At 64.0% G+C, this 20,308-nt stretch carries 21 protein-coding genes and 1 pseudogene; 8 read left to right on the top strand and 14 right to left on the bottom strand.

Annotated features, from left to right (window positions below):
- The first annotated feature begins 46 nt into the window (after positions 1-46).
- A complete protein-coding gene (locus QDT69_RS15635) occupies positions 47-2,305 on the top strand; it encodes a PAS domain-containing hybrid sensor histidine kinase/response regulator (protein WP_279707389.1) in 2,259 nt (752 codons plus the stop codon).
- Between the two features lie 107 nt (positions 2,306-2,412).
- Here the strand turns inward: QDT69_RS15635 and coaA are convergent, their stop codons facing one another.
- The 7 genes from coaA to hisB all read right to left on the bottom strand — a co-directional run bounded on the left by coaA (position 2,413) and on the right by hisB (position 7,314).
- A complete protein-coding gene (coaA, locus tag QDT69_RS15630) occupies positions 2,413-3,369 on the bottom strand; it encodes a type I pantothenate kinase (protein WP_146986584.1) in 957 nt (318 codons plus the stop codon).
- Between the two features lie 136 nt (positions 3,370-3,505).
- Positions 3,506-3,829, bottom strand: coding sequence for a phosphoribosyl-ATP diphosphatase (locus QDT69_RS15625; RefSeq protein WP_279707388.1), 324 nt, complete (start codon positions 3,827-3,829; stop codon positions 3,506-3,508).
- Between the two features lie 112 nt (positions 3,830-3,941).
- Complete coding sequence (gene hisF, locus QDT69_RS15620) at positions 3,942-4,718, bottom strand: imidazole glycerol phosphate synthase subunit HisF (RefSeq protein WP_279707387.1); 777 nt, start codon at positions 4,716-4,718, stop codon at positions 3,942-3,944.
- An 11-nt stretch (positions 4,719-4,729) separates the two neighbouring features.
- Positions 4,730-5,461: a 1-(5-phosphoribosyl)-5-[(5-phosphoribosylamino)methylideneamino]imidazole-4-carboxamide isomerase gene (gene hisA / locus QDT69_RS15615; protein WP_279707386.1), complete on the bottom strand. Its 732-nt coding sequence runs from the start codon at positions 5,459-5,461 to the stop codon at positions 4,730-4,732.
- Positions 5,458-6,108: an imidazole glycerol phosphate synthase subunit HisH gene (gene hisH / locus QDT69_RS15610; RefSeq protein WP_021078167.1), complete on the bottom strand. Its 651-nt coding sequence runs from the start codon at positions 6,106-6,108 to the stop codon at positions 5,458-5,460. Before hisH ends, hisA begins: the two co-directional genes overlap by 4 nt.
- Complete coding sequence (locus tag QDT69_RS15605; protein ID WP_279707385.1) at positions 6,105-6,635, bottom strand: DUF2628 domain-containing protein; 531 nt, start codon at positions 6,633-6,635, stop codon at positions 6,105-6,107. Before QDT69_RS15605 ends, hisH begins: the two co-directional genes overlap by 4 nt.
- 85 nt (positions 6,636-6,720) lie before the next feature.
- Positions 6,721-7,314, bottom strand: a complete 594-nt coding sequence (hisB, locus tag QDT69_RS15600) for an imidazoleglycerol-phosphate dehydratase HisB (protein ID WP_021078165.1) — start codon at positions 7,312-7,314, stop codon at positions 6,721-6,723.
- 244 nt (positions 7,315-7,558) lie between these two features.
- Between hisB and hslV the strand changes: the two genes are divergently transcribed.
- The 4 genes and pseudogenes from hslV (at position 7,559) to QDT69_RS15580 (ending at position 10,860) form a co-directional block, all read left to right on the top strand.
- Positions 7,559-8,116 (top strand): ATP-dependent protease subunit HslV, encoded by a 558-nt coding sequence (gene hslV / locus QDT69_RS15595; RefSeq protein ID WP_024583062.1) that lies wholly within the window; start codon positions 7,559-7,561, stop codon positions 8,114-8,116.
- Between the two features lie 28 nt (positions 8,117-8,144).
- A pseudogene (locus QDT69_RS15590) lies at positions 8,145-8,219 on the top strand (GNAT family N-acetyltransferase); the annotation flags it as partial.
- Positions 8,220-8,260: 41 nt separating this feature from the next.
- Complete coding sequence (gene hslU / locus QDT69_RS15585) at positions 8,261-9,565, top strand: ATP-dependent protease ATPase subunit HslU (RefSeq protein WP_279707384.1); 1,305 nt, start codon at positions 8,261-8,263, stop codon at positions 9,563-9,565.
- A 170-nt stretch (positions 9,566-9,735) separates the two neighbouring features.
- Positions 9,736-10,860, top strand: coding sequence for a hypothetical protein (locus QDT69_RS15580; RefSeq protein ID WP_279707383.1), 1,125 nt, complete (start codon positions 9,736-9,738; stop codon positions 10,858-10,860).
- A 15-nt stretch (positions 10,861-10,875) separates the two neighbouring features.
- Here QDT69_RS15580 and QDT69_RS15575 read toward each other — a convergent pair whose 3' ends face one another.
- Genes QDT69_RS15575 through QDT69_RS15565 form a run of 3 tightly spaced genes read right to left on the bottom strand, consistent with a single transcriptional unit; the run spans position 10,876 to position 13,776 of the window.
- Positions 10,876-11,466 (bottom strand): Smr/MutS family protein, encoded by a 591-nt coding sequence (locus QDT69_RS15575; protein WP_279707382.1) that lies wholly within the window; start codon positions 11,464-11,466, stop codon positions 10,876-10,878.
- The gene (locus QDT69_RS15570; RefSeq protein ID WP_279707381.1) at positions 11,463-13,094 is read right to left on the bottom strand and encodes an MltA domain-containing protein; all 1,632 of its coding nucleotides are present in this window, start codon (positions 13,092-13,094) and stop codon (positions 11,463-11,465) included. The genes QDT69_RS15575 and QDT69_RS15570 overlap by 4 nt, the downstream gene beginning before the upstream one ends.
- Positions 13,072-13,776 carry a Tim44/TimA family putative adaptor protein gene (locus QDT69_RS15565; protein WP_146986203.1) on the bottom strand — a complete coding sequence of 235 codons (705 nt, stop codon included), beginning with the start codon at positions 13,774-13,776 and terminating at the stop codon, positions 13,072-13,074. Before QDT69_RS15565 ends, QDT69_RS15570 begins: the two co-directional genes overlap by 23 nt.
- A gap of 421 nt (positions 13,777-14,197) precedes the next feature.
- Between QDT69_RS15565 and secB the strand changes: the two genes are divergently transcribed.
- A complete protein-coding gene (secB, locus tag QDT69_RS15560; protein ID WP_279707380.1) occupies positions 14,198-14,686 on the top strand; it encodes a protein-export chaperone SecB in 489 nt (162 codons plus the stop codon).
- A 160-nt stretch (positions 14,687-14,846) separates the two neighbouring features.
- Here the strand turns inward: secB and dnaQ are convergent, their stop codons facing one another.
- Genes dnaQ through QDT69_RS15540 form a run of 4 tightly spaced genes read right to left on the bottom strand, consistent with a single transcriptional unit; the run spans position 14,847 to position 17,690 of the window.
- Entirely contained in the window at positions 14,847-15,569 is a 723-nt protein-coding gene (dnaQ, locus tag QDT69_RS15555) for a DNA polymerase III subunit epsilon (RefSeq protein WP_279707379.1), read from the bottom strand.
- A gap of 29 nt (positions 15,570-15,598) precedes the next feature.
- Positions 15,599-16,198 (bottom strand): dephospho-CoA kinase, encoded by a 600-nt coding sequence (coaE, locus tag QDT69_RS15550; RefSeq protein ID WP_279707378.1) that lies wholly within the window; start codon positions 16,196-16,198, stop codon positions 15,599-15,601.
- A 36-nt stretch (positions 16,199-16,234) separates the two neighbouring features.
- Positions 16,235-16,843: a Maf family protein gene (locus QDT69_RS15545; protein ID WP_279707377.1), complete on the bottom strand. Its 609-nt coding sequence runs from the start codon at positions 16,841-16,843 to the stop codon at positions 16,235-16,237.
- A 10-nt stretch (positions 16,844-16,853) separates the two neighbouring features.
- Positions 16,854-17,690, bottom strand: coding sequence for a kinase/pyrophosphorylase (locus tag QDT69_RS15540; RefSeq protein WP_279707376.1), 837 nt, complete (start codon positions 17,688-17,690; stop codon positions 16,854-16,856).
- A 464-nt stretch (positions 17,691-18,154) separates the two neighbouring features.
- Between QDT69_RS15540 and hemJ the strand changes: the two genes are divergently transcribed.
- Positions 18,155-18,577: a protoporphyrinogen oxidase HemJ gene (gene hemJ, locus QDT69_RS15535; protein WP_279707531.1), complete on the top strand. Its 423-nt coding sequence runs from the start codon at positions 18,155-18,157 to the stop codon at positions 18,575-18,577.
- Positions 18,578-18,828: 251 nt separating this feature from the next.
- Positions 18,829-20,094: a transcription termination factor Rho gene (gene rho / locus QDT69_RS15530; RefSeq protein ID WP_021078151.1), complete on the top strand. Its 1,266-nt coding sequence runs from the start codon at positions 18,829-18,831 to the stop codon at positions 20,092-20,094.
- Positions 20,095-20,308 lie beyond the last annotated feature (214 nt).

The raw sequence follows: 20,308 nt of genomic DNA, 5'->3' as shown, positions 1-20,308 counted from the left end.
CGACGCATCCTCATCGCCAGATCGGGCACTCTCAGGACCACCATTGATGGGGCGTTTCTTCCGGATCAAGCTACGCCTTCGCCGCTTCCTGCGGCGCCATTCCTGGGTCGCGACGATCGTCCGCTCCTTCACGATCTTCTCCGTCGCATTCGGCAGCGCCTTCGGGTTCATCTCCGGCGCCCTCTCGCCGCACAGCGGTTACGACCCCAATGCATTCGCGATCGGGGTCAGCTTCCTGTTCGCGCTGGCCTGCCTCTGGATCGTGACGCTCGGCATCCGCCTGCGGCTGATGCGCAGACGGCTGCGCACCATCGCCATGCACAACGAGGCGATGGCCGACCGCAACTGGGAACTACAGGAAGCCGAGCAGCGCGCCTCCACCCTGTTCGAGGCACAAGACGATTTGATCGTGCTGCGCGACCTCGACGGCCGCATCACCTATGCCAACGACGCCTATTGCGAGCTGGCGCAGATCCCCCGCAGCGAACTGATCGGCAGCACCACCACGCTCAAGGTGCTCGAGCAGGGCGACACCGCGCTCGAATCCAACGGGACCCGGGTCTACGACCAGAAGATCGAGGGACCGCTCGGGCCGCGCTGGATCGCCTGGCGCGAGGGCCTCGTGCGCAGCGATGCCGGCGCGCCCGCGGAGATGCAGAGCGTCGGCCGCGACGTCACCGACCGCACCGAGAGCGAGCGCGCGCTGACCGAGGCGCGCGATCAGGCCGACGCCGCCAACCGCGCCAAGTCGCGCTTCCTGGCGATGGCGAGCCACGAGATCCGCACGCCGCTGAACGGCATCATCGGCATGAGCGGGCTGTTGATGGACACCCAGCTGACGCCGGAGCAGATGACCTACGTCAAGGCGGTCAAGACATCAGGCGATGCGCTGATGGCGCTGATCGAGGAGCTGCTCGACTATTCCAAGATCGAAGCCGGCAAGATCGATCTCGAACACCGCGCCTTTGCGCTGTCCGGCCTGATCGAGGACATCACCGAGCTGCTGGCGCCGCGCGCGCAGACCAAGGGCATCGAGATCGCCGCCTATGTCGACGAGCGACTGCCGATGCAGGTGACCGGCGATGCCGCGCGGCTGCGCCAGGTGCTGCTCAATCTCGCCGGCAATGCCATCAAGTTCACCGCGACCGGCGGCGTCGCGCTGATCGTCGAGCCCGGCATCTGGCCGAACGAGATCAGCTTCCTGGTTCGCGACACCGGCATCGGCATCGCACCGGAAGCGCAGCAGCGCATCTTCCGGGAGTTCGAGCAGGCCGACGATCGCATCGCGCGCAGCTATGGCGGCACCGGCCTCGGCCTTTCGATCAGCGACCGCATCGTCAGGCGCATGGGCGGCCGCATCACGCTCGCAAGCACGCCGGGTTCAGGCTCGACCTTCGAGGTGTCGATCCCGCTCGCCACCGCCGACACCGGCGAGGCCAATAGCTTCACGGCGCCTGATCTCGCCGGCCAGTCGATCATGCTGGTCGCGCCGCACAGCATCGAGGCTTCGCTGATCTCGCGGCGGCTGCAGCGTTGGGGCGCGCAAACCTGCATCGTGTCGGATGCCAATGTCGCCGAGGCACTGCTGCCGGAGCGGAGCTGGCACACGGTGCTGATCGATCACACGCTCGGCCCCCAGACGATGGAGGCGTTCGCTAGCGCTGCCCGCATCCATGCAAGCCATCGCATCGTGATGGTCACGCCGTCGACCCGGCAGGACCTTGCGGCCTCCGAGACGGCGATGTTCACCGGCTATCTGGTCAAGCCGCTCCGCGCCTCGTCGCTCGCCGCGCGCCTGACCGCGTCACCCGAGATCGCCGCACCAAGCCTTGCAATCGAGACGGTCACTGAGTCCGCGCCTACTGCGCCGGCTGCGCCACCGGACAAGGGGCTCTCGATCCTGGTTGCGGAAGACAATGAGATCAACGCACTGCTGATGCGCTCGCTGCTCACCCGGCTCGGCCACAACGTGGTCATCACCACCAATGGCGAGCAGGCAATGGAATCCTGGCTCTCGGCGACATCGGCCGGCACGCCCTATGATATCGTGCTGATGGACATCCAGATGCCGCGCCTCAACGGCATCGAGACCACCAAGCAGATCCGCGCCCAAGAATCCGGCGGGCTGGCCGCCCAGTCCGGACGCCGGACGCCGATCCTGGCGCTGACCGCCAACACGCTGGTGGAGGATCGCTATGCCTGCTTCGAAGCCGGCATGGACGGCTTCCTGATCAAGCCGCTCGACCGCGAGAAGCTGGAAGAAGCGCTCGCGAGCCTCGCCGCCGGGAGACATATCGCGGCGTAGATACGCCTCACTAGTTCGTCATTGCGAGCGGAGCGAAGCAATCCATGCTTCGGCATGTGCGGAGCGATGGATTGCTTCGTCGCTATCGCTCCTCGCAATGACGAACCTTACAGCCGGCGCAACGCGACCGACTGCACCACATGATCGGCGCCCTTCTTCAGGATCAGCGTCGCGCGCGGGCGGGTCGGCAGGATGTTGTCCTCGAGATTGGCGAGGTTGGTACGCTCCCAGATCGCGATCGCGGTCGCGGTGGCTTCCTCGTCCGACAGCAGCGCGTAGCGGTGGAAGTAGGACCGAGGGTCGGTGAACGCGGTGTCGCGCAGCGCCAGGAAGCGCTTGATGTACCACTCCCGCAGCACCGCTTCGTCGGCGTCTATATAGACCGAGAAATCGAAGAAGTCGGAGACGAACGGCACCGCCTTGCCGTCACGCGGCAGCCGCCCGGTCTGCAGCACGTTGACGCCCTCGACGATCAGGATGTCCGGCTGGTCGATCTCGACCCACTTGTTCGGCACGATGTCGTAGGTCAGATGCGAATAGACCGGCGCGCGCACCCGGCGCCGTCCCGCCTTGATGTCGCTGAGGAACGACAGCAGCGTCGGCAGGTCGTAGCTCTCGGGGAAGCCCTTCTTCTGCATGATGCCCTGCCGCTCGAGCACGGCATTGGGAAACAGGAAACCGTCGGTCGTGATCAAATCGACCTTCGGCCGCGGCGACCAGCGCGCCAGCAGCGCTTGCAGCACGCGAGCCGTGGTCGACTTGCCGACCGCGACCGAGCCGGCGACGCCGACGATGTAGGGCATCTTGCGATCGCGGATCGCGAGGAACTGGCGCTGCGAATAATACAGCCGCTGGGTCGCGTCGACATAGATCGAGAGCAGCCGCGATAGCGGCAGGTAAATGTCCTCGACCTCCTGCAGATCGAGGCGGTCGTGCATCGAACGCAGGCGGTCGAACTCGCCGGGCTCCAGCGTCATCGGCGTATCGTCGCGCAGATGCGACCATTGCTGGCGCGTGAAGACGCGGTAGGGGTTGTACTGCTGATCTGGTGCCCGGATGTCCATGAGGCCGCCCCTCTCAATGCGCTCGATCATTTGCGCCAAAGCGCGATGCGATTGAATTGAATCGTCATCGCGCTTTACCTCCTTGTTTGAGCATGATCCCTTCGGAAAACCGCTTCACACTTTTCCGGATCATGCTCTAGTCGCGCTTGCGCGACGCCTTCTCTTCCAGTCCCGACATCGCGGTGCGCTTCTCCAGCACGGCCTCGACATCCTCCAGCTTCACGCCGCGTGACTTCAGCAGAACCAGCAGGTGAAACACGAGATCGGCACTTTCCGCGATGAGATGATCGCGGTCATTCTCGACTGCGGCGATCACGGTCTCGACCGCCTCCTCGCCCAATTTCTTGGCGCAGTGCTCCGCGCCCTTGTCGAGCAGCTTGCGGGTGTAGGACGCCTCGCCGCCCGAATCAGCGCGGGCGTCGATGGTGGCAGCCAAATCGTGGACCGTGAAACGCGGCATCAACTCAACTCAAGCATGCGCACCGGCACCGCAAGGTGCCATCCCCTAGGTGGGGACTTAGCATTTTTGTGACAAGGAGTCCCAGATCACGCGCGAAGGCAAGGGATCAAGGTTACGGATCAAGGCGCATCGGCAAGCCGGCGCGCACCATGTGATCCTTGGCCTGGCGGATGGTGAATTCCCCGAAGTGGAAGATCGACGCGGCCAGCACGCCGGTTGCATGACCCTCGCGGACGCCATCGACCAGATGATCGAGATTGCCGACGCCGCCGGACGCGACGACCGGTACGGGGACACTGTCCGCGATCGCCCGGGTCAGCGGCAGGTCAAAGCCCTGCCGTGTGCCGTCGCGGTCCATCGAGGTCAGCAGGATCTCGCCGGCGCCGAGCGCGACGACTTCCTGGGCATATTCGATGGCGTCGATCCCGGTGGCATTACGTCCACCATGGGTGAAGATCTCCCAGCGGTCGGAGCCGCCGGCGCGCTTGACCCGCTTGGCGTCGATCGCGACCACGATGCATTGCTCGCCGAACTTCTCGGCGGCTTCCTTGACGAACTCGCGGCGGCTGACCGCTGCTGAATTGATCGAGACCTTGTCGGCGCCGGAGCGCAGCAGGGTCTTGATGTCATCGACGGTGCGAACGCCGCCGCCGACCGTCAGTGGCATGAAGCAGGCCTCCGCCGTCCGCCGCACCACGTCCAGCATGATGCCGCGGTTCTCGTGGGTGGCGGTGATGTCGAGGAAGGTGAGCTCGTCGGCGCCGGCGGCGTCATAGGCGATCGCGGCCTCGACCGGATCGCCGGCGTCGCGCAGATCGACGAAGTTGACGCCCTTGACCACGCGCCCGTCCTTGACGTCGAGACAGGGGATCACGCGAACCTTGAACATGTCTCTGCCTCCTAAGCTGCGCTTCGGATCAGCTTGAGCGCGGCGGCCGGATCGAGCCGGCCGTCGTAGAGCGCACGGCCGACGATCGCGCCGGCGAGCTTCTTCGCACGCGGCTCCAGCAACGCCTTGACGTCGTCGATCGAGGCGAAGCCGCCGGAGGCGATCACCGGGATCGAGATGCGGTCGGCGAGCGCAATGGTCGCATCGAGGTTGAGCCCCTTGAGCAGGCCGTCGCGTGCAATGTCCGTGAAGATGATCGCGGCGACGCCGGCGTCCTCGAACCGCTGCGCGATCTCGAGCGCAGTCACATGCGAGGTTTCGGCCCAGCCCTCGACCGCGACGTTGCCGTCGCGTGCATCGAGGCCTACCGCCACGCGGCTAGGGAATTGCTTCGCCGCGCCCTTCACGAGCTCCGGATCGCGCACCGCGGTGGTGCCGATGATGACGCGCGTGATGCCCTTGTCGAGCCAGGCCTCGATGGTCTTGAGATCGCGGATGCCGCCGCCGAGTTGCACCGGCATGGTGACGGCCTTCAGCATTGCCTCCACCGCGTGCGCATTCATCGGCTTGCCGGCGAAGGCGCCGTCGAGATCGACGACATGGAGATATTCGAAGCCCTGCGCGGCGAAGCTCTTTGCCTGCGCCGCCGGATCGAGATTGAACACGGTGGCGCGCGCCATGTCGCCCTGCTCCAGGCGCACGCACTGGCCGTTCTTCAGATCAACCGCTGGAAAAAGGATCACGGCTTCCACTTCAAGAAATTGGAGATCAGAGCGAGGCCGAAGCGCTGGCTCTTCTCGGGGTGAAACTGGGTGCCGATGGCGGTGTCCTTGCCGACGATAGCGGTCACCGGCCCGCCATAGTCGGCGCGCGCCAGCACGTCCGCCTCGTTGGCGGCGTTGAGGTGATACGAGTGCACGAAATAGGCGTGGCGTCCCTTCGGGCCGAGCGGCAGCCGCTCCAGCACCGGATGCTCGCGGACCATGTCGAGCGTATTCCAGCCCATGTGCGGGACCTTCAGGTTCTCGTCGCGCGGCTCGATCTTCACGACGTCGCCGCCGATCCAGTTGAAGCCCTCGGTGATGACGTGCTCCTTGCCGCGCGTCGCCATCAGCTGCATGCCGACGCAGATGCCGAAGAACGGCCGCGCCTTGACCCGCACCGCCTCGGTCAGCGCTTCCAGCATGCCGTCGACCGCATCGACGCCGCGGCGGCAATCGGCAAACGCACCGACGCCGGGCAGCACGATCCGATCGGCGCGATATACCGCGTCGGGATCGCGCGTCACCTTGATGGCTTGCGGATCCTCCATGCTGCGCGCGGCGCGCTCGAAGGCCTTTGCCGCCGAATGCAGATTGCCGGAGCCGTAATCGATGATTGCAACCGTCATCGCGATCCTCCTGGCTCTGGAAACAATCCGATGATGCCGCCCTGCGGCATCGGCGGGGGTTTTGAGAATGATTGACCGGGAACGTCCCGGGTCGGCGGCGGCCCGCCGCGATCGACAGACCGCTGGTCGTTGAAGCCGCCGCGATGCCGCGCGGTCCAGCGCTCGAAGAAGCGGCGCTCGGCGGCTTCCACGTCGTCGGCCACCACGATGTCGAGCTGGCGCCATTTGCGCCGCGACAGCGTCCAGCGCTGCAAGGTTGCGGCCTCCAGCCCGATCAGCACCATCAACACGAGGTCGACGAGGAGGACCGCGCCGCGGCCGATCCCGAGCTTGGTCAGCGCATAATCGATCGCGAAGGTGAGGACGAGCCAGCCGATCAGCGCCAGCCAGAGCCTGTTCCAGGCAAGCCAGATCACGCCCGCGACCGCGGCCCAGAAATGGAAGCCGTCGCGCACGAAGACGAACTTGTCGGTCGCCGCGAGATCGGCGCCGTTGGCCACGGGGGCATGCACTGTATAGACCGGCATCGAACGCTCCGCCGAGGATGGACTCTACTTACAGCATGATCTCCGGGAAAACCGGTGTCGCCGTTTCCGGATCATGCTCCCGGGATCAGCCGCCGAGCTGACCCTTCGTCGAGGGCACTTCGCCCTGGGCACGCGGATCGATCGCAACCGCCGTCCGGAGCGCCCTCGCCAAACCCTTGAAACAGGATTCGGAGATATGATGGCTGTTCTCGCCATATAGGGTCTCGACGTGGAGAGTCACGCCGGCGTTCATCGCGAAGGCGTTGAACCATTCGCGGACCAGCTCGGTGTCGAACTCGCCGATCTTGTCGCGCGGGAACTCGACCTTGAACACCAGCACCGGGCGGCCGGAAATATCGATCACGACGCGCGACAGCGTCTCGTCCATCGGCATGTGGATCGAGGCGTAGCGGGTGATGCCGGCCATGTTGCCGAGCGCCTGCTTCACGGCCTGGCCAAGTGCGATCCCGACGTCTTCGGTGGTGTGGTGGTAATCGACATGGAGATCGCCATCCGCCTTCACCGTGATGTCGATGCGCGAATGCCGGGCCAGGAGGTCGAGCATATGGTCGAAGAAGCCGATCCCGGTCGAAACCGTGGATACGCCTGCCCCGTCGAGGTTGACCGTCACCTCGATGTCGGTCTCCTTGGTCTTGCGCTTGATGGTTGCGGTGCGCATGAAGATTGAGCTTTCCCGTGCCGAAAACGCCGGTCTTTTAACAGGCTGATGTCACCTTCGCTACTGCGGGATGACCTCGAAATGACCCAACTTCGGGCCATGGTGACCGGAAATCCTTGTCGATTTAATTCTGACGCGTTTTCTTCACGCGAACCGGTGCCCACTTCGCTCGAAAACGCTCTGATTTCGCCCGATTGTAACCCCCTGCCCGACCGCCTAAATCTGCCCGGAAGAGAGGTAACCTATGCAAGCATCCCAAAATGAGCTGCCGGTCTGGCATGGCACCACGATCTGCACGGTCCGCAAGGGCGGCAAGGTGGTGATCGGCGGCGACGGTCAGGTCTCGATCGGCCAGACCGTGATCAAGGCCAACGCCAAGAAGGTCCGCCGGATCGGCAAGGGCGACGTGATCGGCGGCTTTGCCGGGGCCACCGCCGACGCCTTCACGCTGTTCGAGCGGCTGGAGAGCAAGCTGGAGCAGTATCCTGGGCAGCTGACCCGGGCGGCCGTCGAGCTGGCCAAGGACTGGCGCACCGACCGCTATCTGCGCCGGCTCGAGGCCATGATGATCGTGGCCGACAAGGACGTGTCCCTGGTGCTGACCGGCACCGGCGACGTGCTGGAGCCGGAATCCGGCGTGATGGCGATCGGCTCTGGCGGCAATTACGCCCTCGCCGCGGCCCGCGCGCTGGTCGACACCGACAAGGATGCCGAGACCATCGTCCGTCGCGCGCTGGATATCGCCGCCGATATCTGCGTCTACACCAACCGGAACGTGACGATCGAGACGATCGGCGGCTGAGCATGGCCGACCCGTATCGTTTCCGCCGATGACGACGGCCGACCTGCCGCTGATCAAGCAGTGGCTGGCGTTGCCCCATGTCCGGGAATGGTGGGGCGATCCAGCGCGCTTGCCGAGACAGTTCTTTCAACCTAGCTAGAGCCAATGACTGACTTCTCCCCCCGCGAAATCGTTTCTGAACTTGACCGTTTCATCGTCGGCCAGTCCGACGCCAAGCGTGCCGTGTCGATCGCCTTGCGCAACCGCTGGCGGCGGCTGCAGCTCGCCGGTTCCCTGCGCGAGGAGGTTCTGCCCAAGAACATCCTGATGATCGGGCCGACCGGCGTCGGCAAGACCGAGATCGCGCGGCGGCTGGCCAAGCTCGCGGGCGCCCCGTTCCTCAAGGTCGAGGCCACCAAGTTCACCGAGGTCGGCTATGTCGGCCGCGACGTCGAGCAGATCGTCCGCGACCTCGTCGAGGTTGCGATCGCGCAGACCCGCGAGCGCAAGCGCAAGGACGTCCAGGCCCGCGCCCAGCTTGCCGCCGAGGAGCGCGTGCTGGATGCGCTGGTCGGCCCGGGATCGAGCCCGGCGACCCGCGAGTCGTTCCGCAAGAAGCTGCGCGCCGGCGAGCTCAACGACAAGGAAATCGAGATCGAGACGCAGTCGGGCAGCAGCGGCATGCCGATGTTCGAGATCCCCGGCATGCCCGGCGCCCAGATGGGCGCGATCTCGCTCGGCGACATCTTCGGCAAGATGGGCGGACGCAGCAAGACCCGCCGCCTGACCGTGGAGGGCTCGCACGAAATCCTCGTCAACGAAGAATCCGACAAGCTGCTCGACACCGACCAGCTGGTGCAGGAAGCGATCAACGCGGTCGAGAACAACGGCATCGTCTTCTTGGATGAAATCGACAAGATCTGCGTGCGCGAGAACCGCGCCGGCGGCGATGTCTCCCGCGAAGGCGTGCAGCGCGACCTGCTGCCGCTGATCGAAGGCACCACGGTCTCGACCAAGCACGGTGCGGTCAAGACCGACCACATCCTGTTCATCGCCTCGGGCGCCTTCCACATCGCCAAGCCGTCAGACCTGCTGCCCGAGTTGCAGGGCCGCCTGCCGATCCGCGTCGAGCTGCAGGCGCTGACTCGCGACGACATGCGCCGGATCCTGACCGAGCCGGAGGCGTCGCTGATCAAGCAATACGTCGCGCTGCTGAAGACCGAGGGCGTCACGCTCGACATCACCGACGGCGCGATCGACGCGCTGGCCGATGTCGCGGTCGCCGTGAACTCCACGGTCGAGAATATCGGCGCGCGGCGGCTGCAAACCGTGATGGAGCGGGTGCTGGACGAGATCTCCTTCACCGCGCCGGATCGCCACGGCGAAACCATCCAGGTCGACGCCGACTACGTGACCAAGCATGTCGGCGACCTCGCCAAGAACGCCGATCTCAGCCGGTTTATTTTGTAACCGCGTCGCTCTGCGCCGTCGTCCCGGCGAAGGCCGGGACCCATAACCACCGCTGCCCGTATTGAATCAAGACTTGGGCCGGCATCCCGTTTACAAACCGACCGTCGTGGTTATGGGTCCCGGCCCCCGTGCGCAATTGCGCACTCGGCCGGGACGACGTAGGTGGGCGAATGAATCTGCGAATGTGGCAAAACCCCTGGCGCTTGATGCTGGCCGTCAACGCGGCCGTGCTGGTCGGGGTGTTCCTGCACAAGATCGCGCTGCCGCCCTTCGTTCCCTACATCCACCTCTTGGTCGACTATCACTACGGCTTCACCAAGCGCGCGCTGGTCGGCGCGATCGTGTCGCTGTTCACCGACAAGGTGCCGGTGTGGCTGGTGTTCGCGCTGGCCGGCGCGATCTGGCTGCTGACGCTCGGGCTGTTCGTCAAACTGTTCCAGCGGACATTCGGCTTCAACGACGCACATTGGCCACTGTTCGTCTTCATCGCGGGATCGCCGTTCTTCCTGAAGAACTTCATGCATACGCTCGGCCATTTCGACATCTATGGCTGTGCATTGGCAATCGTGCTGCTGCTGATCCCGGCGCGCTCGGTCTTGTACGTGCTGATTGCAGCAATGTTCTCGATCGCGCTGATCCTGGTCCACCACATCTTCGTCCTGATGTATGTGCCAACCATCGCGGCAATCGTGGTGCTGCGCTTCTATCTGATGCAGGGCACAACACCGCGGAACATCGCCCTTGGACTTGCGGCGCTGGCCGCGGTCGGCATCCTGTTCCTGGTCGCGCAGTTCGTAGGCACGGTCGACGTGCCCTATGACGAATTCATCCACCACCTGCAAAGCCGGATGGCCGATCCGTCGCGCACCGATCTGCTTCAGTTCGGCTACATCTGGTACCAGCCGCTGTCGAAGGAGTTCGCCGACACGTGGGCGCGGATGCCCTCGAACATCCTCGGCGTCCCGGTGTTCGCGCTGCTGATATGGCTGCACACGCCGCTGTGGCGCTATTTCGCGCGGCAGATCGGCGCGCTGGCGAACGAACTGCATCGGCGGATCGTGCTTGCCGCGCTCGTCATGATCAGCGCTGGTTATCTCGTAATGTTCGTCACCGTGTTCGATTATTCGCGCTGGATCTCGAACTGGGCGGTCTGCATGTTCCTGATGCTGCACGCCGTGAAGATGCTGCCGGCGTCGAAGGATGTGCCTGTGATCCCCGCGGACGACCGCAAGACGACGGTTCTCGGCTGGATCGTCACGCTGATCCCGCGCGTCGGGATCGTGCGTCCATTCTGATCTTCCGGATCATGCTCAGCGCGCGCGCCGGACGCGGACATAGAGCGCGCCCTCGCCGCCATGGCCGATATGCGCTTCCTCGAAGCCGACGACCAGCGAGCGGAATTCCGGCAGGCTCAGCCATTCCGGCACCTGTCGGCGCAACACGCCGCGTTCGGAATCCAGCCCCCCGACCTTGCCCTTGCCGGTGATGACGAGCACGAAGGTGAGCCCATCGCTATGCGCGCGCTGCAGGAAGGCGAACAGCACGCGATGCGCGCGCATCTGGGTCATGCCGTGCAGATCGAGCCGCGCATCGATCTCCTGCCGGCCGCGCGACAGCTTTGCGCGATCGCGGCGGCCGATCGGCGCCAGCGGCGGCACCTGCGGACGCGGCGCCGGCGGGGTCTTGACCGACGTCACCGGCTTGACCGGGATCGGTTTGGCCGCGGCGTGATGGGTGGCCGGATCAGCGGCGTTGGTGTGAGCCTTCGGTGCGGCGGGTCTTTTGCGCAGCGGCTTGACCTGTTTCGCCACGCTCTCCCACAGCGCACGCTCCTCCTCGCTCAGCGCGCGCTTGCGCCGCGACGGAGCGGACAGGTCGGGGATCGGCGCGGGTCGTTTCATTGCTCGCGGTGATGGCGATAGCGCCGGTAGCGCCGCTTCTCCGGTTGCTGCGGAATGTCGGGCCGGGCGACCGGCAACGGCACCGATTCTGCCACAGGTGCGGCCTGCGCGACAGGGGTTGTCGCCGGAGACGCCGCAGGCGCGGCATCCTTCGCGGCCGGGCTCTTGGCAGCACTCTTGGCAGCGTCCTTGCTGCCGGCCTTGGCGACCGTCGCCGTCGGCACATCAGCAGGCTTCGCCGCCGCCTTGTCCTTTGCCGGATCGGTTTGCGGAAACAGTTTTGCGATCTTGGCCGATGGGCGCTCGTCAGGGATCGGCAGCTTGTGGCCGCGCGCGACGGGATCGAGTCCCTTCGGGACCAGCATCACGAACTGCATATTGTGCCGCAGCCGGCCCGAGACCTTTCCGGCATCGGCGCCGGCGCCGAAATAGAGATCGGCGCGCGCCGGGCCGACGATCGCCGAGCCCGTGTCCTGCGCGATCATCAGCCGGTGGAACGGCGTCTTCGACTGCTCGGATTCGATCGGCAACTGGCCCGCGATGAAGAACGGCGTGCCATAGACATGCAGCGCCTTATCGACCGCGATCGAGCGGCCCGGCGTCAGCGGCACGCCCTGCGCGCCGACGGCTTCGTCCTTGTCGGACAGCGGCACCTCGCGGAAGAACACGTAGGCGCGGTTCTGCCGCCGCACCTCGTTGGCGCCCTCAGGGTTCTGCTCCATCCACTCCCGGATCTTCTGCATCGACATCTGATCCTTCGGGATGATGCCGCGGTCGATCAGGACGCGCCCGACCGCCGTATATGGATAGCCATTATGCGCATCGTAATTGATGCGCAGCGTGGTGCCATCGTCGAGCTTGATCCGCGCCGAGCCCTGGATCTGCGCGAACAGCAGATCGGTCTGGCTCTTCAGCCAGCAGATCTCGAGCCCGCGGCCGGCGATCGCGCCGTCCTCGATCTGGGCACGGTCGTAATAGGGAACGAGCTTGCGCCGGCCGATCTTGCGATACACCGGACCGCTGTTGGGCAGGCCGACCGACGCCTGCGTCTTGCCGCGCACGAACAGATTGGACGGCCGGCGGTAGACCGGAACGTTATAGACGTCGGTCTGCGTCTTCGAACCCTCCAGCACCGGCTCGTAATAGCCGGTGACGAAGCCGGCATCCTCGCCGAGCCGCGAGATGCGCAGCGGCACGAAATTCTGCTCGAAGAATTCTTTCGCCCTGTCATTGCCTTTGGCGCCGTCGCCGGGATCGAGCCCCTTGGCGATCCGGCAGGGATCGCGCAGCGAGCTGCCGAGCGCTTTCGACTCAGCGGGCGCACCCTGCTGGGCCGCGATCGGCTTGCAGCTGGTGCGAAACGCCTTGTAGGCCGCGAGATGATCGTCGTCGTTCCACCCGGCGACATTGGCCCAGGCGAGCGGCTCATACTGGCTGCCGCTGACCTGCAGCGGCAGTTCCAGATTGGGATACGGGATCGGGTGGGTATGCTCGTGCCGAGGCGGCGGGTGCCGGCTCGACCTGTAGCGGGCGGCAATCGCCGCGGTGGAGCACACAACCGCGAGCGCGCAGCACGCGATCGCGAGGCGCCCGTAGCTGAGATGTCTAGTGAGCGCTTCCAGTGCCAACCAGCTTCCAATTCGGATCGCGGGAAGTCGAGTCGCGGGCGAATGTCCAGATGTCGGTGATGTCGGCGACCTTGTCCGGGCTGCCGTCGACGATGGTTCCCGCCTTGTCGCGGGTGACCGAGATCATCTGCGACACGAAACGGACGGTCAGCTGGGTCGAGCGGTCGCGCGTCTCCGCGCTGACGATCTCGGCCTTGTCGATCGAGACGAACCGCGTCTCGGTTTTCTGCTCGTGCTTCTCGCGATCCTTGATCGCGGCCTCGAAGCTCTCATAGACCTCGGTGGACAGCAGGTCGCGCAGCGCGCGGCGATCGCCATTGGCGAAGGCCAGCACGATCATTTCATAGGCAGAGCGGGCGCCCGACAGGAAATGCCGCGGATCGAACGAGGAATCCTGGGCGGCAACCGCATCGAGACCCTGCGCCAGCGGCGTGCCGGGCTCGGCGATGCCCTTCCAGCGTTCGGTCGGCTCGACCGGCTCGGCAGGCGCGGCCGGAGCCGGCTGATCAATCACCGATCCCGGGATCGGCACGACGTTGTTATCCTGGCCGCGCTGCAGGACGTTGGGTGCTGCACGATCATACGGCGGCCGCTCGCTTCCCGTGCGCTGTCCGAGAACGCTGCGCAGGCGCAGGAAGATAAACACGGCCAGCGCCAGGAAGATGATGGTGTAGATATCCACGTCGGGTTCGCTTTCTGGTCTCTGCCGGCAACGGGCCGGGCATCAAAGCGTTCCCGGTCGGGGAACGGCAGAGATTACATCACCGATTTAGTCCGCAGCATGTAGGCACGAAACTATGCCCGGCCAATGGCGCTTTTTGGCACGGGCAAGTGTAGCGCGTTTTAACCCCGGGGGGAAACCCGTTCCTGCCCGGAAATCGCGCATCTTCAATAATTTAGGAAGCCGTTAAGAGATTGGGCAGAGTTGCGCTCGCGCGCCTTTCGCCGCAGATTTGGCAGCAAGGCGAGGCGGCGCGCACGCTCGTCGTCCTTGTGGACCGAGCCGGGCCTATGATAGCCACTCGCCCGGCATCGGCATTTCCAAACCTTAACGCGTGCCGTCGGACATCCTGTCCATCGAGCGCTGCTCCAGGAGACATTTCATGACCAATGGCAACGGCGCCCCCGTCGAACAGGCCGCTCCCCAGCTCAACGTGCTGGCGCAGTACACCAAGGACCTGTCGTTCGAGAACCCGAACGCGCCGGCCTCGCTCGGCCAGCAGCAACAGCAGCCGGCGATCAACATCCAGATCAATGTCGGCGCCAACAACCTGTCCGAGAACGAGTACGAGGTGGTCCTCTCGATCGAGGGCAAGGCCGAGACCAGCGGCAAGGTGATGTTCAGCTTCGATCTCGCCTATGCCGGCGTCTTCCGGATTGTGAACGTGCCGAAGGAGAATCTGCATCCGCTGGTCATGATCGAGTGCCCGCGGCTGCTGTTCCCGTTCGCCCGCGAGATCGTCGCGACCTCGGTGCGCGACGGCGGCTTCCCGCCCTTGCTGCTCGACCCCGTCGACTTCGTCGGTCTCTACCGGCAGAACATGGAACGCCAGGCAGCCGCCCAGGCCGCATCCGGCGCCAAGCCGAGCTGATTTCAACTTCGAGAAAGCGTTTCCCGGACCTGTGAGCCGTCATCCTGAGGAGCCTGCGAAGCAGGCGTCTCGAAGGATCGACGGCCACCGGCCGGGCCGTTCATCCTTCGAGGCTCGCTCCGCTCGCACCTCAGGATGACGGTTATGGAATGATCAGGCCTCAGGCCGCCGGGGCTGCAGCGGGCGCTGGCGGCGGCAGATAATCGTTCCAGATCGGCTTGTCGCCGAGCGTCGCAATGAAGGCCCGGTGGGCTTCCCGGTCCGCCTCGCTGACCCGCGCCACAAGCGGGGTCTCGCGCTGCCGCCGCGGCGAATCGCCATAGCCGCCTGCCCGCGCATCCGATGTTTCCGACGCCAGGATGAGCTGCGACTGCCGCGCCCCGATCAGGTCGATATAGACCTCGGCCAGCAGCTCGGCGTCGAGCAAGGCGCCGTGCTTGGTGCGGCGGGAATTGTCGATCTGATAGCGCGAGCAGAGATCGTCGAGCCGGTTCGACACACCAGGGTGCTTGCGCCGCGCCAGCAGCAGCGTATCGACCAGGCGATCTTTGGGGATCGCCTTCCGCTTGATGCGGTCGAGCTCGGCGTTGATGAAGCTGATGTCGAAGGATGCGTTGTGGATCACCAGCGGCGTATCGCCGATGAAGGCCAGGAACTCGTCGACCACTTCGGTGAACAGCGGCTTGGAAGCCAGGAACTCGGTCGACAGGCCATGCACGGCGAACGCTTCCGCCGGCATGTCGCGTTCGGGATTGATGTAGACGTGATAGGTCTGCCCCGTCGGCATGCGGTTGAAGATCTCGACGCAGCCGATCTCGACCAGCCGGTCGCCGCGCAGCGGATCGAGGCCAGTGGTTTCGGTATCGAGAACGATTTCGCGCATGACGTGAGATGATCCGGAACGCGGGCGAATCAGGCCCGCCGCTGCGGCATCTTAACAACCTCGGCCAGAATGTCGCGAATGCGCGCCCGCACCGGATCAAGCCCGTGCGAGGTATCCACTATGAAATCGGCGCGCTTGCGCTTCTCGGCGTCCGGCATCTGCTTGGCGATGATGGCATCCAGCTTGGCGGCATCCATGGTGCCGCGCGCCAGCACGCGCTCGCGCTGCAGTTCCGGCGAGGTGGTGACGACGACGACCGCATCGACGCGCTTCTCGCCGCCAGTCTCGAACAGCAGCGGTATGTCGAGGACGACGATGGGCGCGCCGGCGGCCTCTGCGTCGGCGAAGAATTTCTGGCGCGATGCGCCGAGCATCGGATGCACGATCTGCTCGAGCTGCTTGATCGCCACGGGGTCTTGCACCACGCGTGCCGAAAGTTTTGCGCGGTCGACCTTGCCGCCGGCGGTGGTGCCGGGAAAGGCGGCCTCGATCGCCGGCGCAGCTTCTCCTTCATAGAGCTGATGCACGGCCGCATCGGCGTCATACACCGGCACGCCGGCTTCCATGAAAAGTTTGGCCGTGGTGGATTTCCCCATCCCGATCGAGCCGGTTAGTCCCAATATCAACATCGGTTCAGCATCTCTCCGTCGCCTCGCCTCGGCATCTCACACCGCGAGCAGCCCTTCGCGGCGCAGGAATGCGAGCAGCGACAATAACGGCAGGCCGAGGATGGTGAAATGGTCACCTTCGATCCGCTCGAACAGATGCACGCCGAGACCTTCGAGCTGGTAGGCGCCGACGCTGGTCGTCACCGCCTCCCCGGCCTGGTCGAGATAGGCCTCGATCTCGCCGGCGGCGAGCCGCCGCATCGTCATCCGGGCGACGCTCACATCATCAAACAGGGCTTTGCCATCGCGTGCGACGGAAACGGCCGAGTGCAGCGCGTGAGTCTGTCCGGCGAGCAGGCCGAGTTGTTCGGCGGCCTGCGCGCGGCCGGCAGGCTTGCTGAACATCCGCGTCCCCAGCGCCAGCGTCTGGTCGGCACCGACGACATATTGTCCCGGCCTTTGCCTCGAGACAAACAGCGCCTTCTCGCGCGCCAGCAGCGAAGCGATCTGTTCCGGCGCCGAAAGGCCGGAATTCTTCTGCACCGCGCGTTCGTCGATATCGGCCGGCAACGCCTCGAAATCGAGACCGGCGTTTTCGAGCAGCATCCGTCGCGCACGGCTTTGCGACGCAAGGATCAGCTTTTGGGGGCCGCGCCAGATGCTCATGATGTGGCGATCATTCCGGCGGCCGCGCGCGCTGGCGGTCGTTATAGAGCTTCATCACCGCGGCCGCGGTTTCCTCGATCGAACGCCGCGTCACGTCGAGCAGTGCCCAGTTGAATTTCGCGCTCAGGCGCCGGGCAAACGCGACCTCGTCGGCCACCGACTGCTTGTCGATGTAGGTGTCATTGTCGCGGTCGCCCATCGTGAGCAGGCGGTTCTGCCGGACCTGGATCAAGCGCTCGGGTGTCGCATGCAGGCTGACCACCAGCGGCTTCTTCAAGGTCTCGAGCTGGTGCGGCAGCGGAATGCCCGGCACCAGCGGCACGTTTGCCGTGCGGATACCGCGGTTGGCAAGATAGATCGAGGTCGGTGTCTTCGACGTGCGCGATACGCCGACGAGCACGACGTCGGCTTCCTCGAGGCCTTCGACATGCTGGCCGTCGTCATGGATCATCGTGTAGTTCAGCGCGTCGATCCGGCGGAAATATTCCGCGTTCAGCACGTGCTGCGCGCCGACACGGCCGGTCGTCGCGGCACCCAGATACGCCTCGAACAATTGCATCACCGGCCCGATGATCGACAGGCTCGGAACGTTGATTTCCTTGCACTTGCCTTCGAGCCGGCCGACCAGATCCTTCTCCAGCAGCGTGAACAGCACGATGCCGGGCGATTCCTCGATCTCGTCGAGCACGCGATCGAGCTGCTTCTGGCTGCGCACCAAGGGATAGACGTGCTCGACCGCGGTCACGTTGGCGTATTGCGCGGCGACCGCGCGCGCCACGGTGATCAGCGTCTCGCCGGTCGAGTCCGATACCAGATGGAGGTGGAAATAATTGGAGGTCGTCGGCACCGGAGCCCCTGTCTATCCTGTGAATCCCTGTGGAGGTCGGGGAGGAGAATCCGGGTCCGCCGCCAGGCCCCTGTATATCTCGCCCCTTTCTTCACAGCACTCCGCAAAAGGATAAGTCGACGCCATGGGACGGATGATAGTGAAGCAGTGTGGATTTGTCTCTTCATAAGCTGGCCACAGAGCTACGCAACCAATTGAGTGGAGCGGCGGATTCCGGATATCCGCTGCCGTCGGCCGGGATGTTGAGGGATGTGAACAAGCCCGCAAGAACGGCTGGATCGCATTGCATGAGTCAAATTCACTGCCATTAAGACTCAAACCTTAGATTCTAAAATTAATTAGGTTTAGGAGAGCCGTGTGTGCGGATATGTATCCGTCCCTCGCTTGCGAGGCTTTGCACGCAAGGCTGACCCCGCCCGAGTTGTTCCCTGCCGAGCTGTTCCCTGAAAGGCATCGCCGCGATGTTGTATGACTGGATCAAGGCCTTGCACATCGTTGCGGTCATTTCCTGGATGGCGGGCATGCTCTATCTGCCGCGGCTGTTCGTCTATCATTGCGAGGCCGAGCCCGGCTCGAAGCAGTCCGAGACCTTCAAGGTCATGGAACGGCGGCTTTTGAAGGCGATCATCAACCCCGCGATGATCGTGACTTGGCTTGCCGGGCTTTATCTGGCCTGGGCCGGACACTGGTACCTATCGGGCTGGTTTCACGTCAAATTTACGTTGGTACTCATCATGTCGGGTATCCACGGCTTTTTGTCCCGCTGCGTGAAAGATTTCGCCGCCGACCGGAATCAGCGAACCCAGAAATTCTACCGCATTATCAATGAGCTGCCGACGCTTCTGATGATCCTGATCGTGATCATGGTGGTTGTGAAGCCGTTCTAGACATTGCGATGCCTAAGAAGCATGCTTCAGTCCTTCTTGCGAAGGACGGATCGATTTTCTATATAGTCTTTATCCCACCCCACGCAGGCGGATGTGGTCGCGTTTCGGTTCTTTTCGGGCCGGCGCCGCATCAGGTTTGAAAGCCCAAACGGCACTTTCCTGGCTGAGACCTGCGGACCTTCCTTTGGCGTCCGCTTTTTCCAAGCCACCTCGCACCCCTTCCCTACTTACTTCCTCACAGGACTACCCCAATGCGGGAAATCAAACTCCAGGACCTCAAATCTAAAACGCCCGCCGAGCTCGTCTCGTTCGCGGAAGAGAACGGGGTCGAGAATGCCAGCACCATGCGCAAGCAGGAGCTGATGTTCGCAATTCTCAAGCAGCTCGCGATCGCCGAGACCGACATTATCGGTGAAGGCGTTGTCGAGGTGCTGTCCGACGGCTTCGGCTTCCTTCGTTCGCCCGACGCGAACTATTTGCCCGGCCCCGACGACATCTACGTTTCGCCGTCGCAGATCCGCCGTTTCGGCCTGCGCACCGGCGACACGATCGAAGGCCATATTCGCAGCCCGAAGGAAGGCGAACGCTATTTCGCGCTGCTGAAGGTCAACACGCTCAATTTCGAAGACCCGGAAAAGTCGAAGCACAAGGTCAATTTCGACAACCTCACGCCGCTGTTTCCCAATCAGCGTTTCCGTATGGAGCTTGAGGATTCCACCAAGAAAGACCTTTCCGCCCGCGTCATCGACATCGTCGCGCCGATCGGCAAGGGCCAGCGCGCGCTGATCGTGGCGCCGCCACGCACCGGCAAGACGGTGCTGATGCAGAACATCGCGCATTCGATCACCGCCAATCATCCCGACTGCTATCTGATCGTGCTTCTGATCGACGAACGTCCGGAAGAAGTCACCGACATGCAGCGTTCGGTGAAGGGCGAGGTGGTGTCGTCGACCTTCGATGAACCCGCCGTGCGCCACGTCCAGGTCGCCGAGATGGTGATCGAGAAGGCCAAGCGCCTGGTCGAGCACGGCCGCGATGTCGTGATTCTGCTCGATTCGATCACCCGCCTCGGCCGCGCCTACAACACCGTGGTGCCGTCATCCGGCAAGGTGCTGACCGGCGGTGTCGACGCCAACGCGTTGCAGCGTCCGAAGCGCTTCTTCGGTGCCGCGCGCAACATCGAGGAGGGCGGTTCGCTGACCATCATCGCGACCGCGCTGGTCGATACCGGCAGCCGCATGGACGAAGTCATTTTCGAAGAGTTCAAGGGAACCGGTAACTCCGAACTGATCCTCGACCGCAAGGTCTCGGACAAGCGGACCTTCCCGGCGATCGACATCGCCCGATCCGGCACCCGCAAGGAGGAACTCATCACCGATCCGCAGGTGCTCAAGAAGATGTACGTCCTGCGCCGCATCCTCAACCCGATGGGCACCATGGACGCGATCGACTTCCTGCTCGACAAGCTCCGGAACACGAAGAGCAATTCGGAATTCTTCGATTCCATGAACACCTGAGGCCAACGGCCGGACAGGATAGGGCGCTCCGCACAAACGGGGCGCCTTTTTTCATGCTGCGGATTTGCTGCAGCAAAGTGCAGCATGAATCGAGCTCGGCCATTGCGCGGAAAGTTCATGTAAATGATTGATATAATTTACATTTATTCTTTAGGCTTCTGACGCAATCCGGCAGATCCGCAACAAGATTGCTGCGTGGCTGCTGCAACGAAAT

Origin of the sequence: Bradyrhizobium sp. CER78 (assembly GCF_029846235.1) — a bacterium.
Lineage (GTDB): Bacteria > Pseudomonadota > Alphaproteobacteria > Rhizobiales > Xanthobacteraceae > Bradyrhizobium.
This window is presented reverse-complemented; position numbering and strand designations above follow the sequence as displayed.

Bases quoted from the DNA above. Each gene is read 5' to 3' on its own strand.
- QDT69_RS15545 (WP_279707377.1), bottom strand. From the start codon at position 16,843: ATGAGCATCTGGCGCGGCCCCCAAAAGCTGATCCTTGCGTCGCAAAGC.
- hisH (WP_021078167.1), bottom strand. From the start codon at position 6,108: ATGACGGTTGCAATCATCGATTACGGCTCCGGCAATCTGCATTCGGCG.
- QDT69_RS15605 (WP_279707385.1), bottom strand. From the start codon at position 6,635: ATGCCGGTCTATACAGTGCATGCCCCCGTGGCCAACGGCGCCGATCTC.
- hisB (WP_021078165.1), bottom strand. From the start codon at position 7,314: ATGCGCACCGCAACCATCAAGCGCAAGACCAAGGAGACCGACATCGAG.
- coaE (WP_279707378.1), bottom strand. From the start codon at position 16,198: ATGTTGATATTGGGACTAACCGGCTCGATCGGGATGGGGAAATCCACC.
- QDT69_RS15575 (WP_279707382.1), bottom strand. From the start codon at position 11,466: ATGAAACGACCCGCGCCGATCCCCGACCTGTCCGCTCCGTCGCGGCGC.
- secB (WP_279707380.1), top strand. From the start codon at position 14,198: ATGACCAATGGCAACGGCGCCCCCGTCGAACAGGCCGCTCCCCAGCTC.
- QDT69_RS15580 (WP_279707383.1), top strand. From the start codon at position 9,736: ATGAATCTGCGAATGTGGCAAAACCCCTGGCGCTTGATGCTGGCCGTC.
- hslU (WP_279707384.1), top strand. From the start codon at position 8,261: ATGACTGACTTCTCCCCCCGCGAAATCGTTTCTGAACTTGACCGTTTC.
- QDT69_RS15625 (WP_279707388.1), bottom strand. From the start codon at position 3,829: ATGCCGCGTTTCACGGTCCACGATTTGGCTGCCACCATCGACGCCCGC.
- QDT69_RS15635 (WP_279707389.1), top strand. From the start codon at position 47: ATGGGGCGTTTCTTCCGGATCAAGCTACGCCTTCGCCGCTTCCTGCGG.
- hisF (WP_279707387.1), bottom strand. From the start codon at position 4,718: ATGTTCAAGGTTCGCGTGATCCCCTGTCTCGACGTCAAGGACGGGCGC.
- coaA (WP_146986584.1), bottom strand. From the start codon at position 3,369: ATGGACATCCGGGCACCAGATCAGCAGTACAACCCCTACCGCGTCTTC.
- hslV (WP_024583062.1), top strand. From the start codon at position 7,559: ATGCAAGCATCCCAAAATGAGCTGCCGGTCTGGCATGGCACCACGATC.
- dnaQ (WP_279707379.1), bottom strand. From the start codon at position 15,569: ATGCGCGAAATCGTTCTCGATACCGAAACCACTGGCCTCGATCCGCTG.
- rho (WP_021078151.1), top strand. From the start codon at position 18,829: ATGCGGGAAATCAAACTCCAGGACCTCAAATCTAAAACGCCCGCCGAG.